12 protein-coding genes are annotated in these 16,932 nt (G+C 63.1%); 3 read left to right on the top strand and 9 right to left on the bottom strand.

Going from position 1 to position 16,932, the window contains the following annotated elements:
* Positions 1-146: 146 nt before the first annotated feature.
* The 9 genes from QMX85_RS21430 to radC all read right to left on the bottom strand — a co-directional run bounded on the left by QMX85_RS21430 (position 147) and on the right by radC (position 12,383).
* Positions 147-1,661 (bottom strand): sigma 54-interacting transcriptional regulator, encoded by a 1,515-nt coding sequence (locus tag QMX85_RS21430; RefSeq protein ID WP_282344285.1) that lies wholly within the window; start codon positions 1,659-1,661, stop codon positions 147-149.
* Positions 1,662-1,671: 10 nt separating this feature from the next.
* Positions 1,672-4,233 carry a type VI secretion system ATPase TssH gene (gene tssH / locus QMX85_RS21425; RefSeq protein ID WP_282344281.1) on the bottom strand — a complete coding sequence of 854 codons (2,562 nt, stop codon included), beginning with the start codon at positions 4,231-4,233 and terminating at the stop codon, positions 1,672-1,674.
* 10 nt (positions 4,234-4,243) lie between these two features.
* The gene (gene tssG, locus QMX85_RS21420) at positions 4,244-5,251 is read right to left on the bottom strand and encodes a type VI secretion system baseplate subunit TssG (RefSeq protein ID WP_282344278.1); all 1,008 of its coding nucleotides are present in this window, start codon (positions 5,249-5,251) and stop codon (positions 4,244-4,246) included.
* The gene (gene tssF, locus QMX85_RS21415) at positions 5,215-7,005 is read right to left on the bottom strand and encodes a type VI secretion system baseplate subunit TssF (protein ID WP_282344277.1); all 1,791 of its coding nucleotides are present in this window, start codon (positions 7,003-7,005) and stop codon (positions 5,215-5,217) included. Before tssF ends, tssG begins: the two co-directional genes overlap by 37 nt.
* Before the next feature lie 378 nt (positions 7,006-7,383).
* On the bottom strand, positions 7,384-7,797 hold the full coding sequence (tssE, locus tag QMX85_RS21410; protein WP_282344275.1) for a type VI secretion system baseplate subunit TssE: 414 nt from the start codon (positions 7,795-7,797) through the stop codon (positions 7,384-7,386).
* Between the two features lie 4 nt (positions 7,798-7,801).
* Positions 7,802-9,280 (bottom strand): type VI secretion system contractile sheath large subunit, encoded by a 1,479-nt coding sequence (tssC, locus tag QMX85_RS21405; protein ID WP_282344274.1) that lies wholly within the window; start codon positions 9,278-9,280, stop codon positions 7,802-7,804.
* A 26-nt stretch (positions 9,281-9,306) separates the two neighbouring features.
* Positions 9,307-9,813 (bottom strand): type VI secretion system contractile sheath small subunit, encoded by a 507-nt coding sequence (gene tssB, locus QMX85_RS21400; protein ID WP_090231501.1) that lies wholly within the window; start codon positions 9,811-9,813, stop codon positions 9,307-9,309.
* Between the two features lie 30 nt (positions 9,814-9,843).
* Positions 9,844-11,406, bottom strand: coding sequence for a type VI secretion system protein TssA (gene tssA, locus QMX85_RS21395; RefSeq protein WP_282344271.1), 1,563 nt, complete (start codon positions 11,404-11,406; stop codon positions 9,844-9,846).
* Between the two features lie 302 nt (positions 11,407-11,708).
* Complete coding sequence (radC, locus tag QMX85_RS21390) at positions 11,709-12,383, bottom strand: DNA repair protein RadC (RefSeq protein ID WP_282344269.1); 675 nt, start codon at positions 12,381-12,383, stop codon at positions 11,709-11,711.
* A gap of 125 nt (positions 12,384-12,508) precedes the next feature.
* Between radC and coaBC the strand changes: the two genes are divergently transcribed.
* The 3 genes from coaBC to algC all read left to right on the top strand — a co-directional run bounded on the left by coaBC (position 12,509) and on the right by algC (position 16,833).
* The gene (coaBC, locus tag QMX85_RS21385; RefSeq protein ID WP_090231498.1) at positions 12,509-13,720 is read left to right on the top strand and encodes a bifunctional phosphopantothenoylcysteine decarboxylase/phosphopantothenate--cysteine ligase CoaBC; all 1,212 of its coding nucleotides are present in this window, start codon (positions 12,509-12,511) and stop codon (positions 13,718-13,720) included.
* Positions 13,721-13,723: 3 nt separating this feature from the next.
* On the top strand, positions 13,724-14,179 hold the full coding sequence (dut, locus tag QMX85_RS21380; protein WP_090231497.1) for a dUTP diphosphatase: 456 nt from the start codon (positions 13,724-13,726) through the stop codon (positions 14,177-14,179).
* Between the two features lie 1,262 nt (positions 14,180-15,441).
* Positions 15,442-16,833: a phosphomannomutase/phosphoglucomutase gene (gene algC, locus QMX85_RS21375; RefSeq protein WP_282344283.1), complete on the top strand. Its 1,392-nt coding sequence runs from the start codon at positions 15,442-15,444 to the stop codon at positions 16,831-16,833.
* The last annotated feature ends 99 nt before the right edge of the window (positions 16,834-16,932 follow it).

Genomic DNA, 16,932 nt, shown 5'->3' with positions numbered 1-16,932 from the left:
TGACCAGTTCCAGGTCGAAAGCATAGGGCGTGGAAAGCGCCTCGCGACCCTGGAACTCGAGCACCTGCAGGTCGTGCGCCTGGCCTTCGAGGCTCAGTGTGAAGTGCGCGGTGTTGGCCGCTGCGAAGACGCTGTTGCCGGTGAGATCAGACATCGCCAGCACCGATGTTCAAGCGATCCATCCGGTACAGCAGCGTGCGCCTCGGCAAACCGAGATCGCGTGCCGCCCTGCTCTGATTACCGCGATTCTTGCGCAGACACTCCAGCAACAAGCCCCGCTCGATCTGCTCCAGTCGCTCGCGCAGGTTCTGCGTTTTCCCGCTGGACATGACGGGCTCCTGGCGTAAAGCGAAGTGCTCGGGCAGCAGTTCACCGCCTTCACACAACAGCACGGCGCGCTCTACCAGCCCCTTCAGTTCGCGCACGTTGCCGGGGAATGCATAAGCACTCAGCTGGCTCAGCGCATCGGCGGACCAGCGACAGGCGTCACGCTGCAGGAGGTGCGCGGCGTTGTCGGCGAAATGCCTGGCCAGGCGCGGAATGTCACCGGCACGCTCGCGAAGCGCAGGTAGCTCGATGGGGAAATGCGCCAGGCGATAGAACAGGTCTTCGCGAAACTGTCCTGCCTCCACCAGCGCGCGCAAATCACGGTGGGTGGCGGCAACGATACGCACATCGACACGGTGGGTCTTCGTCGAGCCCAGGGGGCGCACCTCACCCTCCTGCAGCACGCGAAGCAGCTTGCCCTGCAGGGCGAGCGGCATATCACCGATCTCGTCGAGGAACAGCGTGCCGCCGTCAGCAGCATCGAACAGCCCCTGGCGATCACGATCAGCCCCGGTAAAAGCCCCTTTCCGATAACCGAACAGCTCGCTCTCCAACAAGCTCTCAGGCAGCGACGCGCAGTTCTGGACCAGAAATGCCCGGCTGCGCCGCAACCCGCATTGGTGGATGGCCCGTGCGACCAGCTCCTTGCCGGTACCCGTTTCCCCCGTCAGCAACACGTTCACCGGGCTGTGCAGCACCTTGCCGACCAATCGGTAAACGGCGCGCATTCCAGGGCTTTCACCGATCAGGCCGTAGCCACTGGCGCAGGGCATAGGCGTAGGCACCTCGCCCACTCCATCCGCAAGCCCGCGTAGCCGCTGCAACAAATGCAGCTGGGTGACCGCGAAGGTCCCCAGATTGCCCAGCGAGTCGGCAAACCCTTGCAGATCGGCCGCGCGCTGGCTGGCGCAAAGCAACAGCCCGCAGACACTGGCTCGTTCATCCCGCAGCGGCATGCACAACAAACTTCGCCAGGGGTTCGCCCGAAGGGGCAGGAAGGAAGTCTCGTGCAGGGTGCTGTCCAGCGTTGCAAGGCTGAGCGCCCGGTTCTGGCACAGGCAATACTGCAGCAACTGCTCGCCTTCGTAGTCGCTCGGCAGGCTCGCCGCTTCCCGGGGCTGCAGAACACCGTCAAGCCATTCGGCGCAGAGTGTGAGTCGGGTATGGGTCGCGTCCAAGAGGAACAGCTGGCTCAGCTCGCAGCCAGAAAGCTGGGCGGCAGACTCGACCAACATTCCGAGCAGCACCTCGGCACTCAAGGCATGCGACAACCCGGCAAAATGCCGAAGCAGCCTTTCTGCGTAATGCAGCGGCTGCGGCACATGGCGGAACATGGAAGAGGCTTCAGGCGAACTCACAGACCATCGCTCCTTCGCCGTCCAGCGTGGCGTGCACGTGCCGCAGTGGCTCTCCGCCAGCCATCGCGCCCAGCAAGCGGTCAACGATCATGGGCTGCAGGTCGCTTTCGATCAGCCGGTCTATCAGACGAGCACCGCTATCGCCCTGCGCACAGCGTTCGGTGATGCGCGTGAGCAGCGCGTCGGTATAGCTGAGCCCCAGGTTGCGCCGCCGCAAGCGCTCGGCGAAACGGGCCAGCTTCATCTCGACCAGCTCACGCAGTACCTCGCCGCTCACCGGGTAGTAGGGCACCACGCAGATACGCGCCAGCAACGCAGGCTTGAAATGGTGGCAGAGAGCCGGACGGATGGCCTCCTGCAGTTCCTGGATGTCAGGTCGACGGTCCCCACACAGCGTGGCGATTCGCTCGCTGGCGAGGTTGGAAGTCATCAGGATCAGCGTGTTGCGGAAATCGATCTCGCGCCCTTCACCGTCGTTCGCAAGGCCCTTGTCGAAAATGTGGTAGAACAGATTGAGAACGTCCGGATCGGCCTTCTCCACTTCATCGAGAAGAATCACCGAGTAAGGTTTCTGCCTCACCGCCTCTGTCAGTACGCCGCCTTCCCCGTAGCCGACATAACCCGGTGGCGACCCGATCAGCCGGGAAATGCTGTGCCGCTCCTGAAACTCGGACATGTTCAGGGTGGTGAGAAATCGCTCGCCGCCATACAGCAGCTCGGCGAGCGCCAGTGCCGTTTCGGTTTTGCCGACACCACTCGGGCCGACGAGAAGGAAGATGCCCACGGGAGCATCGGCCCGATTCAGCCCGACCGCCGTTGCTCGCATCGCACGATCCAGCGCATCCACCGCCGGGTCCTGACCACGCACGCGCTTACGCAGATCGGCGGCGAAACTCATCAAGCGGGCGTTGTGCTCGCGTGCCAGCTGCGACAGCGGTACGCCGGTCCAGTGGCTGATCACCTCGGCAACCAGTCGTGGGCAGACCTCGTGGCTGACCAGACGTGACTGCGCTTGCTCCGCGGCCAGCTCGGCCTGGACTTCACGCAACGCCGTCTCGATCTCCATCGAAGATTCCGAGTCCGCGGTGGCCTGCTGTTGCCGCAGCTCGAGCAGCCGCTGCGCCAGCAGGCGCTGGTGCTGCCAGCGCGACTCCACCTGCCGGCATTCGTCTTCGGCCTCGACAAGACGCGCCTCCAGCTCTGCCAAGGCAGGCTCGTCGACCGCCAAACCGGCGCTCAGGTCACGCCGCAGGGCATGCGCCTGACGGACACCTTCGGCGATTTCGCCACGCAAGCGCTCCAGCGCTTCCGGCGCCGTGGACAGACTGATGCGGACACGCGCGCAGGCGGTATCGAGGACGTCCACGGCCTTGTCAGGCAACTGCCGACCGGATAGGTAGCGGGCGGAAAGCTCTGCGGCGGCGACCACCGCATCGTCACGCAGGTAAATGCCATGACTGCGCTGATAGACCGGCGCCAGGCCGCGAAGGATGGTTACCGCCTCGCTCACGCTGGGCTCATGCAGCTGCACCGGCTGGAAGCGCCGCGCCAGCGCCGGGTCTTTCTCGAAGTATTTCTTGTATTCGCTCCAGGTGGTTGCCGCGATGGTGCGAAGCTCGCCCCGCGCCAGCGCCGGCTTCAGCAGATTCGCCGCATCGTTGCTGCCCGCCTGGCCACCCGCCCCGATCAGGCTGTGCGCCTCGTCGATGAAGAGGATGATGGGTTTGAGCGCCACCTTCACCTCATCGATAACCCCCTGCAGGCGGCGCTCGAACTCGCCCTTGATACTCGCACCCGCCTGCAGCAATCCAAGGTCAAGACAGAGTAGCTCGACGCCCGCGAGGGCTTCCGGCACGTCACCTCGAACGATGCGCAACGCCAGCCCTTCAACCACCGCGGTCTTGCCGACGCCGGCTTCGCCGACCACGATCGGATTGTTCTTCCGGCGCCGCGCGAGGATGTCGATCATCTGGCGAATCGCGGCATCGCGGCAGAGCACCGGATCGAGCTTCCCGTCCCGCGCCTGCTGGGTAAAGTTATGGGTGAAGCGCTGCAGATTGGTCTGGCCAGCGGGCACCTGCTCCATGGGATCGGACGCCTGCCCGGCGCGGGCAAACTCTCGCAGGCGCTGCACGTCCAACCTCGCCAGCAAGGGCTGGAATTGGCTGCCGGCATAACGCAGCGGGTTGCACAGCAGCGCGAGAAGCAACGCCGCCTGGTCGATCTGAGTCCTGCCGAGTTCGAGGTTGGCCATGAGCAGCGAATCCTGCAGCCACTGCACCAGTTCGCCGGAAAAGACCGGATTGAGCGATTCGCTACGCTCTGCGCGCGGTTGCAGCGTGGCCGCCAGTGCTCCGGGTTCGACGCCGGCATCCTGCAATGCCCGCATCAGCACGCCATCGCTGCGCTCCAGCAGGCCGAGGAGCAAATCCTCCAGCAGAATCCTGCTACCTCCGCGTGAGACGCACCGCTCGGCCGCGCGCTCCAGGTCGCGTTTGCTTTCGGCATCCAATGCCAGCACCAGTCGTTGCAGATCGACGTTGATCATCTCGCGGTCCTCAGTGAGATTGGCTGCTCAAGGTCACCAGACCATCCGCCCGCCGACTCCCGAGCCAACTGGTCCAACCCAGCCGGCAGGGGTTATCGGCACCCAGACGCAGCTCGCGTATTTCGTCCTGACGCAACTGCAGACGAATGTCGTAGGCCAGCGGATCGCGCAGAGTGAAACGCGCCAGCGCGCAGAGCGGTTGATAGCCCGTGCCTATGGGCAGGAACTCGTGGAAGCGCTGCCAACCCAGCTGGCGGATGTGAATACGGAATTTTCCACCGCGATCCCGGACCCGCTCACCCAACACCAGGCTTTCACCCAAACCGCTGTTCGCCAGACCGAGCCGGTTGAGCTGTTCGCCCAAAATCGTCACCTGGCGCTCGATGCACTGTTCGATGAACAGCTCGGCATGCTTGAAGTAGTACCGCAGGACCGATTCGATCAACGCGGCGGAATGCGCGCGCAGGCTGAGCAGACCGAGATAGGGCAGCAACCGCTTCCAGTTGAGCTCGGACGCGCCGCGAATGGTCTCGCCGCCCAAACCGATAAGAGCGAACAGGTGCGCGGAGAAGGCGTCCGTGGCGCCCGGCCGGAACCCCGCGCGATAACGGTACTTGCGCCAGATCGGCAACAGCAGGCGTTGCAAGCGTCCATTGAAGAGGTCGAGAAACGCGCGCGTCGGATTTCCCTCATCGCCATCGCCCAGCGCCTGATCGGCGTAGAACGTCGGTAAGGGAGATCCGGCACCGCAAAGTCCGATCAGATTGATGCGCAGCCGCGCGCGTAGCTCCCCGCCTTCCTCGAAGAACTGCAGCTGGTCGATATCGCTACCCGGAAAGCCGAGGCTCGGGTTGGCTTGAAACTCAAGCCGGGCGTACAGCCCCTCCTCGCCCAGATCGGGATAGGCGACCCGTAGCCGATCGAGCACCAGCAGCACACCCTGGAACAGGCTGTACTCGCGAATGCCGCGGCTCAGCCGGCTCAAAGCAGGGGCTGCTGCCCCATGCGTGGCGTCCATCGGTACACCTCTCCTTGTGTACTGCGTACGTGCAGCTCGTGGTACGAATTGAGACTGGCGTACAGCGCCAGGAACTCGTTGAGCACCGAGGCGAAAAGGAACAGATCGCCCTCACCCAGATAGCCGTCGGGGTTCATCACCAGCTCCGTGCGTACTCCGCGCACCGGCAAGCCCCGCAGCAATCGATCGACATGCTGATGGCTGATCGCCTCTAGCCCTCCCAGCAGACGCCGGCTGACCTTTTCTGCCTGCTGGTCATAGTGACGCGGCAGGTCATAAGTCTCGAGGATCACCTTCAGCGCCTCGACATTCGTCAGCGACAGGTAGTTGAGCGACAGGTTGCTGATCAGCTTCCAGAGAAAGTCTCGATGCACGGGCGGGGCGTAGCTCGAGGTCACGCTGCCGATGTTTCGAAACGTAAGGAACTCCGGTGTGTCCTCGCTGGGCAGGCAGATGTCGCCCGCTCGTAGCTGGCTCGGCAGGTTCTGATTGGTACACGTCAGCTCTACGGAGAGCGTTTCGTGCTGGTCGAGGTCGCGCAGGCCGAAGCTGAGATAGGTTTCCAGACCATCGCCGAGCAACGATGGTTGCTGCCGGACGCTGTAATGTGGGCGCGCCAGCGGCACGTCGAAACTCGGATCGTGCTCGAAGGACTCGAACGCAACGTACTCCTGATAGCCCATCCCTCCGGGCTTCCAACCGGTCACCCGATCCACCGAGAAGACGCCGCAATGCCTGGAATCGAGTTCTGCAGGTAGCAGCAGGTACTGATCCTGCTTGCCATCCAGGCGAATCGGAATGGCATCGTGCTGAAAGAGGTTGACCACCGGCGTGCAGTGCAGGCGCACATTGTCCAGCGTCGGCCTGATGCGCTGCACACCCGCCTGGCGAATATCGAAGCGCACCTCGAAGCCGCGCGCCTCGCCAATCCGCTCTCCCAGCAGAGGGTTGAGCCGTTCTAGACCGAGCAGGTCGAGAAACAGGAATTTGTCCTGAAACGCGAAGTACTCCTGCAGATAGCGGTAGCCGCGAAAGGTATTCAGCGGATAGGGAACCAGCGCCTCGCTTTCGGAGAAACCTACTGCCTGTACCTGGCTGGCATTCAGCGACAGCGGCGACAGCATCTGGCTATGATCGTCTTCCAGTGGCCTGTGTTCGGCGTCGAGGAAGACCAGCTGAATGCCTTCGAGATGACGCAGTAAACCCAAATACAGCAACTGGCTGATGTAGCGGTCACCGCACAAATGCAGACGCAGGCTGGACAGTGCGATCTCGCCCAAATGACCGTCCGCGCACATTTCCACGCGCAAACTGAGCAGCGCGCCACCGCCCTTGACCGAGTAATCCAGGCCGGTGAGTTCCAGCGGGAACACCGAGGTGGCATAGGCCGTACGGAAACGGCAAGTAACGCCTTCGATGGGCCGCGATTCCACCGGCGTATTGCGAGGCACCGACACAGCCGGTCCCGGACGTTTCAACGGATCGAACTGCACCATGCTGAACGCAGGCAATGGCCGCATGTAGTTGGGCCACAGCAGGTGCATCAGCGAATGGGTCAGCTCCGGCAGTTCGTCATCCAGCTTCTGTCGAAGACGCCCGGTTAGAAACGCGAAGCCCTCCAGCAGCCGCTCCACATCCGGATCGCGCCCCGCCTGCCCAAGGAAAGGCGCCAGCGCCGGGCTGCGGTCGGCAAAGCGCTTGCCGAGCTGGCGCAAGGCAGTGAGTTCGCTCTGGTAATAGTGGTTGAAGGACATCGCGCTTCAGTCCTTTTCCGAGGGATACAAAGCGTACGGAACATGGCCCTGATCGGTTAGGGTCGTAGAAACCGGATGTGCGGTTGAATAGAGAGGAAATACGAATTCCCTCGGGTTGACCCAGCACTTCTCGATGCGAAGAAGTTGTTGGCGCCAGGTATCGATTGCTGTGTTTGAACTCTGAAGAATTTGAACGAAACGAAAGACCGACGTATCGCCGCTATTCCCTACAGCTAACAGGGGAGCGGATGTATTGCATAACTCACTCGGACCATGGACGCAGGCCTGGAAAGTTGCCAAGCCACCTACGGCTGTCGAAAGCCAGGCAGTTAATGCCGAGAATAATTTTATGAAGTTCATGTCATCGCCATCCATGGCTCAGCTATTACGTTGGACCCTGACCTTGCCGCTGCCGTCCAGGCGTGCGGTAAAACTGATCGGACGCGTCTGCCCATCAATATTCAGCAACCCGTCCAAGGTGAAAGACAGCGTGAGTGGATCGTGCCTACAGGGCAGAGGCACAACCCGCACGCTCGTCAGGCGTGGCTCATACTGGTCGACGAAACGCTCGATAGCCGTGCGAGCCTGAAGCAACGAGTCGTGTAACGAGCGACCCATGTCGTTGAGGTCGGGAAGTCCATAGTCGGGCAACGTTTGCACACTGCCCGCCCGGGTACTGAGCATCTTTCCGAGATGGTCAGCCACCGATGCCATGACCGCCACTTCGCGACTCCAGCCCTTCCGCAACTGGGCTGTACCGTTCAGGCGCTCGAAGAGACTTCCGTAGGACACGCCGTTATTCCTTGTCCAACTTGCCCACCAGCGACAAGGTGAAATCGGCGCCCATGTACTTGAAATGTGGCCGCACGTTTAAGCTGACCCGGTACCAGCCAGGCTCGCCCTCGACGTCGCTGACGATGACCTGGGCCGCTCGCAGTGGTCGCCGGCTTCGTACCTCCGAGCTGGGGTTCTCCTGGTCCGCAACGAACTGCCGAATCCACTTGTTCAATTCCAGCTCAAGGTCGGTACGCTCTTTCCACGCGCCAATCTGTTCGCGCTGCAGAACTTTCAGGTAGTGAGCCAGGCGGTTGACGATGAACAGATAAGGCAGCTGCGTGCCGAGCTTGTAGTTCAGCTCGGCATTCTTGCCTTCTTCACTGATGCCGAAGAACTTCGGCTTCTGCGCTGAATTGGCGGAGAAAAACGCCGCGTTATCGCTGCCCTTGCGCATCGTCAGGGCGATGAAACCCTCCTCCGCCAACTCATACTCGCGCCGATCGGACACCAGCACCTCAGTGGGTATCTTGGTTTCGATCTCGCCCATGCTTTCGAAATGGTGAAGCGGAAGGTCTTCCACCGCGCCACCGCTTTGTGGCCCGATGATGTTCGGGCACCAGCGGAACTTGGCGAAACTGTCGGTCAGCCTGCTGGCGAAGGTATAGGCGGTGTTGCCCCACAGGTAATGTTCGTGGCTGTTTGCGACATTCTCCCGGTAGACGAAGGTTTTCACCGGATTGTCTTCGGGGTCGTACGGATTGCGCAGCAGGAAACGGGGCACCGTCAGACCGACATAGCGAGAGTCCTCCTGCTCCCGGAAGCTCTGCCATTTGGCGAATTGCGGGCCCTCGAAGTGATCCTTGAGGTCCTTCATGTCGGGCAGGCCGGTAAAGCTCTCCAGACCGAAGAACTTGGGGCCTGCCGAGGCGATGAAGGGGGCATGGGACATACAGGCGACGCTGGCGACGTACTGCAGTGTCTTCACGTCCGGCGCGCTCGGATCGAAGAAGTAGGTGGCAATCAGCGCGGCCACCGGCTGACCACCGAACTGGCCGTACTCGGCGGTGTAGATGTGTTTGTAGAGACCGGACTGGACGATCTCAGGGCTGTCCTCGAAGTCGTCGAGCAGGTCCTGCTTGGAGACATTGAGAATCTCCAGCTTGATGTTCTCGCGGAAATTGGTCCGATCCACCAGCAGCTTGAGTCCCCGCCACGAGGATTCAAGCGCCTGAAACTGCGGATGATGAAGGATTTCATCCATCTGTCGGCTGAGCTTGGCGTCGATCTCCGCGATCATGCGGTCGACCATGGCCTTCTTCACCGACTCGTGCTCGTTCTGCGGCTTGAGCAACTCTTCGATGAAGGCGGAGACGCCCCGCTTGGCGATATCGTAAGCCTCGTCATCAGGGCTGAGTTTGGTTTCGGCAATGATGCGATCGAGGATACCGAGTTCGGCGAAATTCTTGTCGCCGTCGACGGTTGCTGCGCTAGTGCTCATGGTTTCCACTTCCCTGTGAGGTGTTCTCAAGCATCCAGTTTGTCTTGTGCGGCGAGACCCAGCTCGCCGAGCACCCGCTCCCGCGAGACGTCATCGGCCAGCACACTTTCGATGGCGCGGCGGAACGCCGGGGCATTGCCCAAGGGGCCCTTCAGCGCGACCAGCGCATCACGAAGCTCCATCAGCTTCTTGAGCTCCGGGACCTGATCGACCAGATTGGCCGGATTGAAATCTTTCATGGAGTGGATGCGCAACTGCACGCCGAGGTCTTCATCGCTGGCGTCCTCCAGCAGGTGATTGGCCACGCCGAAGCTGAGGCTCAGCTCCTGCTTGGCGAGTACCTCGTCGAAGTTGTTCTTGTCGATGCCGATGGGTTGACGGTCCTCGACCTTTCGCTCATCGAGCTGCTGGTTGAAGTCGCCCAGAACCATGAGCTTGAGCGGCAGTTCGATCTCTTCCTGCGCACCTCCGGCGGCGGGCTTGAACGTGACGTTGACACGTTCCTTGGGTGCTACCGAGCCTTCTTTGGCCATGTTCATTCTCCTTTGCGTTCAGTCTTGCGATCAGTCCAGCACCACTTCGATATCGAGGTGGCAAAGTCGTCTATGCACCTCCTCCTTGCGCTCGCGAACCGCATGGTTCTGTGGGAGTAGTTCGCAGCAGCTGTAGAGAAGGCGCATGACCTCGAGCACGAGATCCGGCTCCCAGTCGGACAAACCGCCGGCCTGAAGTGTCTGGTCCAGGGATTCGAGTTGGGTCTTCGCCAGCTCGTACTTTTTTGCGGCAACACACAAACGCGCCAATGCCAGATGCCAGAAAAAGCGCTCACGACCGCCCTGGGCACTCGCCAACCCCTGCTTCAGGGCCTGAACCGCGGGCTTCAGGCCTTCCTTGCGCAGGCGCGGCAGGTTGTCCTGCAGGGCAACGTCCCACGCCAACCGAAGCTCCTGCTCACTGGCGACAGGAGGGGCTGCGCTGGACGGCGGCTGCACATGGGGCATCACTTGGGCGCTGATCCATGCGCGGGTTTGTGCATCCGCGAACGGCGAGCCGTCATGGAAGCGCAACATTTCCAGGCCCTTCATCCGCTGCAGAAACAAGGCGAGCTGGATCTCGACCTCGCGCATGGCCTGCTCCGCTTGCAACTCCTGCAAGCACAGCCAGACGAGGTGCTGGCCGTCCAGCCAGAACGGCGCCCGCACCAGGCTGGCCTCCAGATCACTCAGCAGATCAGCATATTGACCTTGCTGGAAGCGCTCCTGAAAGCTGACAAGCCTGTCCTGCGGCAAACCTCGGAGGCTGGTCATTTGTTCTGCGTTGCGTTCGGGGAGGCCTTCGATGGGTAACCACAACAAGGTGCGGGCCAAGCGCAACGCTCGCAGGTCATTGGCCTTCTGCTTTAGCCAATAGGCGCACAGCGGGCGGGCTTGCTCCTGCAGCGCCCGGAGCCCCTTGTGGGCATCCTTTTCGCTCTCTACTGGCGCGCCGGGAGTGAGCATCTGGCTTGCGGCCTGCTTCACCTGAGCGATAACGGCCCCGACGCTTCCCGGCTCCGGCTGGCCGACGGACGCCTGCCGGACCTGCTCCTCCATGCGCCGACAAAGCGGCAGTAACAGCGGCGCGTCACTGCCCAACTGCTCGGACAGCAAACGCTCCAGTGAACGAAGCTGCTCGGCGAGTTCGCGAAACAGCATGAGTTGCTCGACAAGCGGGATGGGCTCGGCGAAAACCTGCTCCAGGCGCGGGACCAGCCAACTGACCGCGGCGGCGCGGGTTCGCGGTTTGCGGGGATACAGTTCCGTCCAGTGGTTCGCACACAGGTAGTTCAACAGACCGAGTCCGGCGTGCAGCCCGGCGAAGGATTCGCGCTTGTACAGGCCCCAGATCAGCCACGCGGCGACGCGCAGGTCCTTGGACTGGGAGGCGAGCAGAGATTCACAGCCCTCACGGACTCTCTGCCAGTCGACAATGCCCGTCTCGTGCGGCGAAGAAGGCTTGTTCAGCTCTTTCTCAAGCCGTTCGTACTCGGCCGAGTAACGCGCATCGGAGCCGATGAAGTCTCCGTCGCGAATAGGCGACTTGGCCAAGTCCAGATAGTGGGCGTTCAACTTTTTTAGATAAGTCATCCTTGACTCTTCATTTCGGCGTAATGACGCCTGAGGTGCGAAATCCATTTCGACCATGTTGCGCAACTTATTGCACACTTAACAACTGCGCAGTTATTTGCACACAAACTTCACGCGCTACGCATCCTAATCCTGCACACAACATCAAAGTGTGACAGGCATTCAACTAATAGCACGATGTAAAAAAGGTGGAATCAAGTTGTCGACTTAATATGATCCAGGACAACCAATCCGAGTGATTACGCAAAGAGCGTATGTATTAGGGGCGCGAGTGCGCTTTCGGAGGTAGTGCAGAGTCCGAATCAAACCCACCCAGACTCCATCATCGACAGCGGTTCGCCATCACCCACGATGAAGTGGTCGAGTACGCGCACGTCCACCAGGGCCAGCGCGTCCGCCAGCCGGCGGGTCAGTTGGCGGTCGGCCTGGCTGGGCTCGGCGACGCCGGAGGGGTGGTTGTGGGTGAGGATGAGCGCGGCGGCGTTGTGCGCGAGGGCGCGCTTCACCACTTGGCGCGGGTAGACGCTGGCGCTGTCGATGCTGCCGTGGAACAGCGCCTCGAAGGCCAGCACGCGGTGCTTGGCGTCGAGAAACAGGCAGGCGAAGACTTCGTGCGGCTCGTGGCGCAGGCGCGCCTTGAGGTAATCGCGCACGGCTTGCGGGCTTTCCAGGGCGGAATCGCGCTTGAGGCCCTCGGCCAGGTGGCGACGGCCCATTTCCAGGACGGCCTGGAGTTGGGCGAACTTCGCAGGGCCCAGGCCGAGACGCTGGCTGAAGGACGCCTGGTCGGCTTCGAGCAGCGCGCGCAGGCTGCCGAAGTCTTGGAGCAGATGGCGTGCCAGGTCCACTGCGCTCTGCCCAACCACCCCGGTACGCAGGAAGATCGCCAGCAATTCGGCATCGGTCAGAGCCGCGGCGCCCAGGTCCAGAAGTTTCTCCCGCGGGCGCTCTGCCGCAGGCCAATCGCGAATGCTCATGACACCTCCCTGTCGAGCCGCGGCCCGCTGTTCCGGTGCAGGCGCTGTGCTATCTTAGCCGAACTTTGCGCGGCGCCCTGCCTGGGCACATAGGCGGCCGCGGTCACTTATAAAAAGGCAGGCCTATGCAGCGGCTGTATCGTAAACGCATCGTCCTGGGCGTCGGCGGCGGGATTGCCGCCTACAAGAGTGCCGAACTGGTGCGCCGCCTGCGCGACCAGGGTGCTGAAGTCCGTGTGGTGATGACCCAGGGCGGACGTGAATTCATCACGCCGCTGACCCTCCAGGCTCTTTCCGGCCACCCCGTTCACCTCGACCTGCTCGACCCGGACGCCGAAGCGGCGATGGGCCATATCGAGCTGGCGCGCTGGGCCGATCTGATTCTCATCGCTCCGGCCACCGCCGATCTGATGGCGCGCCTCGCCCAGGGCGTCGCCAATGACCTGCTGACCACGCTGGTGCTGGCCACTGATGCGCAGATCGCGCTGGCGCCGGCAATGAACCAGGCCATGTGGCGCGATGAGGCCACCCAGGCCAACGCCCGCGTGCTGCAGGAGCGCGGCATGCGCCTGTTCGGTCCGGCGTCGGGTAGCCAGGCCTGTGGGGATGTCGGCATGGGCCGCATGCTCGAAGCCGACGACCTGGCCCAGCTCGCGGCCGACTGTTTCCAGCGCCTGTCGCTGTCTGGCGTGCACGTACTGATCACCGCCGGGCCGACCCAGGAAAACATCGATCCGGTGCGCTACATCACCAACCACAGCTCGGGGCGGATGGGTTTCGCCCTCGCCGAGGCGGCGGCCGAGGCCGGCGCGCGGGTCACGCTGATCACCGGACCGGTGTATCTGCCGACGCCGGACCGGGTCAATCGCATCGACGTGGTCAGCGCCCGCGACATGCTCGCGGCCTGCGAGGCTGCGATGCCGTGCGACCTGCTGATCGCCGCCGCCGCGGTGGCCGACTACCGTCCCGAAGTGATCGCCCAGCACAAGTTGAAGAAGGACCCCACCAGCGGCGACGGGCTGCTCCTGCAGCTGGTGCGCAACCCGGATATCCTCGCCACGCTGGCGCAGCGCGCAGACCGCCCGTTCAGCGTCGGCTTCGCCGCCGAGACCGAGAACCTGCTGGAGTACGCCTCGCGCAAGCTGCGTGACAAGAACCTCGACCTGATCGTCGCCAACGACGTGGCCAACCCCACGATCGGCTTCAACAGCGAGGAAAACGCGATCACCGTGATCGATCGCGAGCACCATCAAAGCGCCTTCGCCCAGACCAGCAAGGGCAAGATCGCCCGCCAACTGATCGACTTCATCGCCGACCGTCTCAACCGCACTGAGTGACCGATGCACGCCCTCCAAGCCAAGATCCTCGATCCACGCCTGGGCAGCGAATTCCCGCTGCCGACCTACGCCACGCCGGGTTCCGCCGGCCTCGACCTTCGCGCGATGCTCAAGCAGGCGCATGTGCTCGAACCCGGCGAGACCCTGTTGATTCCCACCGGCCTGGCGATCCATGTCGCCGATCCCGGGCTCGCCGCGCTGGTCTTGCCGCGCTCGGGGCTCGGCCATAAGCACGGCATCGTGCTAGGCAACCTGGTCGGCCTGATCGACTCGGATTACCAGGGCGAGCTGATGGTGTCGTGCTGGAACCGCGGGCAGACCGCCTTCAGCATCGCTGTCGGCGAGCGGATCGCGCAGTTGGTGCTGGTTCCGGTGGTGCAGGCGCATTTCGAGCTGGTCGAGGAATTCGGCGAAAGCCAGCGCGGTGCGGGTGGTTTTGGCCATTCCGGCAGTCACTGACGCAACTTCAGGATGAATTGCGAGGAACCCAGGTGAAACTCTTCAAGCGCACGGCCAAGGAATCCGATACCGGTGTCGACCTCTCGTCGATGGGCAAGGCGGCGCCCCGCCAGTCGCTGGGCAAGAATCCGCTGCTACCGGGACTGGTTCCCGTGCTGCTCGGCCTAGTCGCTGCAGGCGCCGTGCTGTGGTTCGGCGTGTTCTCCAGCTTCCAGCAGGAGCAACGGCAGCAACTGGTACAGACCTTCGGCAGCGCCCAGGCATCCGCCCTGCAACAGGCCCTGGCTGCACTCACCGCCGACACCCGCGCCGCCGCGCGCAATCCGCAATTGCTCGCCGCGCTGCAGAGCGGCGACGCCAGCCAGATCAGCGCCGCCGAACAATCGATCGGCTACTGGGATGGCGTGATCGATGCCTACATCAACCCGCGCGGCGAGGCCTCCCAGGATCGCAGCCGGACAGCGCCGGTGAGCTTCGCCGCCCTCGACTTGCTGCGCCGCGCAGAAGGCGGGCAGCCACCCGCCGCCGAAGCCTACAAGGTCGGCAACCGCTGGATGGTCTACAGCGCCGCGCCGCTGCGGCAGGATGACAAGAGCCCGGTGGCCGGTACGTTGCTGCTGGTGGTCGATCTGCAACGCCTGCTGCGCACCCTGCCGCCGCTGCCGAACAGCGCCGGTCGCCTGCAGCTGACCCAGAAGTTCGGCAACGCGCCGGAGCAGGTGCTCGCCAACTTCGGTGGAGAACCCGGCACCGAGGGCGAGCCGCTGGCCTTGAGCAGCGGCAACCCGAACTGGAAGCTGCGCTTCGCCCCGAGCCAGAAAATCAGCGCGCTGGACGTCTCGCCGCTGATGCTCGCACTCGCCGCGCTGCTGGCGTTCGGCGGCGCGCTGGCCGGTCTGCAGATGGTGCACGGGCTGCAGCAACGCCGCCTGCGCGGCGACGTTCTGCACCTGGGGCAGATGGCGCAGGAACTCTACAACGGCAAGACCATCAAAACTCCCAGCCTGAGCTTGCCCTTGATGGACGCTCTGGCGCAGAACCTCGCGCGCATGCCCACAAGAAGAAGAAACGAAGCAGCCTCGAATGCCGCCGAAAACGGCGCGTCGGGCTCCGCCTCATCCTCGCGAGCGGTTCAACCCGTTGCCGACCCAAACACCGAGCTGGTCGACCCGCTGTTCCAGTCGACCGACATTCTCGATATCGACATTCTCGACGAGGACCAAGACATGCTTGGCCTCGAGTCCATGGAGCGAGACACTCAGATGAGCACCCCCCAAGCCCCCACGCTTCCCGCGAGCATCTTCCGCGCCTACGACATTCGTGGCGTGGTCGGCGACAGCCTGACCCCGGAAACCGCGTACTGGATCGGTCGCGCGATCGGCTCGGAAACCCTCGCCAAGGGCGAACCGAACATATCCGTCGGCCGCGACGGCCGCCTCTCCGGGCCGGAGCTGGTGCAGCAATTGATTCAGGGCCTACTCGACTCGGGCTGTAACGTCAGCGACATCGGCATGGTGCCGACGCCGGTGCTCTACTACGCGGCCAACGTGCTCGCCGGCAAGTCAGGCGTGATGCTCACCGGCAGTCACAACCCGCCGGACTACAACGGCTTCAAGATCGTCATCGCCGGCGATACCCTGGCGAACGAGCAGATCCAGGCGCTGCGCCTGCGCATCGAGAACAACGATCTGGCCAGCGGCACCGGTAGCGTCGAACGGGTCGACGTACTCGAGCGCTACTACAACGAGATCCGCGACGACATCGCCGTCGCCAAGAAACTCAAGGTCGTGGTCGACTGCGGCAACGGCGTCGCCGGGGTGATCGCCCCGCAGCTGATCGAAGGCCTGGGCTGCGAAGTGATTCCGCTGTTCTGCGACGTCGACGGCAACTTCCCCAACCACCACCCGGACCCGGGCAAGCCGGAAAACCTCGAAGACCTGATCGCCAAGGTCAAGGAGGTCGGCGCCGACATCGGCCTGGCCTTCGACGGCGACGGCGACCGCGTCGGCGTGGTGACCAACACCGGCACCATCATCTATCCCGACCGGCTGCTGATGCTGTTCGCCAAGGACGTTGTCTCGCGCAACCCCGGCGCGGACATCATCTTCGACGTCAAATGCACGCGCCGCCTGACCGCGCTGATCAGCGGCTACGGCGGTCGCCCGGTGATGTGGAAGACCGGCCACTCGCTGATCAAGAAGAAGATGAAGGAAACCGGCGCGCTGCTCGCCGGCGAGATGAGCGGCCACGTCTTCTTCAAGGAGCGCTGGTTCGGTTTCGACGACGGTATCTACAGCGCCGTGCGCCTGCTGGAGATCATCAGCCAGGACAAGCGCGACGCCGAGCACGTGTTCTCCGCGTTCCCCAACGACGTCTCGACCCCGGAGATCAACATCCAGGTCACCGAGGAGAGCAAGTTCGCCATCATCGACGCCCTGCAGCGCGATGCCCAGTGGGGCGAGGCCAACCTGACCACCCTCGACGGCGTGCGTGTCGACTACCAGAAAGGCTGGGGCCTGGTGCGCGCCTCCAACACCACGCCGGTGCTGGTGCTGCGCTTCGAGGCCGAGACCGAGGCCGAGCTGGAACGCATCAAGGCGGTGTTCCGCGAGCAGCTCGCGCGCGTCGCTCCGGAGATGAAAGTACCGTTCTGAGCAGACGGCGCGTGATGCGCCGCCGACTTGCTCGGTATCATTCCACCCGCGCGCCCCGTCGGGGGGGCGGGGGGCGTTGCACCCCTCCCGTTTGGGTAA

It is taken from the genome of Pseudomonas sp. PS02288, assembly GCF_029959715.1.
Lineage (GTDB): Bacteria > Pseudomonadota > Gammaproteobacteria > Pseudomonadales > Pseudomonadaceae > Pseudomonas_O > Pseudomonas_O kuykendallii.
Note: the sequence above shows the minus strand (reverse complement) of the source record. Positions and strands in the feature narration are given on the sequence as shown.

What these genes read in the sequence shown, in the direction of transcription:
- dut (WP_090231497.1), top strand. Translation starts at nt 13,724, where the DNA reads ATGCACGCCCTCCAAGCCAAGATCCTCGATCCACGCCTGGGCAGCGAA.
- tssH (WP_282344281.1), bottom strand. Translation starts at nt 4,233, where the DNA reads ATGATCAACGTCGATCTGCAACGACTGGTGCTGGCATTGGATGCCGAA.
- tssG (WP_282344278.1), bottom strand. Translation starts at nt 5,251, where the DNA reads ATGGACGCCACGCATGGGGCAGCAGCCCCTGCTTTGAGCCGGCTGAGC.
- tssB (WP_090231501.1), bottom strand. Translation starts at nt 9,813, where the DNA reads ATGGCCAAAGAAGGCTCGGTAGCACCCAAGGAACGTGTCAACGTCACG.
- QMX85_RS21430 (WP_282344285.1), bottom strand. Translation starts at nt 1,661, where the DNA reads ATGTTCCGCCATGTGCCGCAGCCGCTGCATTACGCAGAAAGGCTGCTT.
- algC (WP_282344283.1), top strand. Translation starts at nt 15,442, where the DNA reads ATGAGCACCCCCCAAGCCCCCACGCTTCCCGCGAGCATCTTCCGCGCC.
- tssC (WP_282344274.1), bottom strand. Translation starts at nt 9,280, where the DNA reads ATGAGCACTAGCGCAGCAACCGTCGACGGCGACAAGAATTTCGCCGAA.
- radC (WP_282344269.1), bottom strand. Translation starts at nt 12,383, where the DNA reads ATGAGCATTCGCGATTGGCCTGCGGCAGAGCGCCCGCGGGAGAAACTT.
- tssA (WP_282344271.1), bottom strand. Translation starts at nt 11,406, where the DNA reads ATGACTTATCTAAAAAAGTTGAACGCCCACTATCTGGACTTGGCCAAG.
- tssF (WP_282344277.1), bottom strand. Translation starts at nt 7,005, where the DNA reads ATGTCCTTCAACCACTATTACCAGAGCGAACTCACTGCCTTGCGCCAG.
- coaBC (WP_090231498.1), top strand. Translation starts at nt 12,509, where the DNA reads ATGCAGCGGCTGTATCGTAAACGCATCGTCCTGGGCGTCGGCGGCGGG.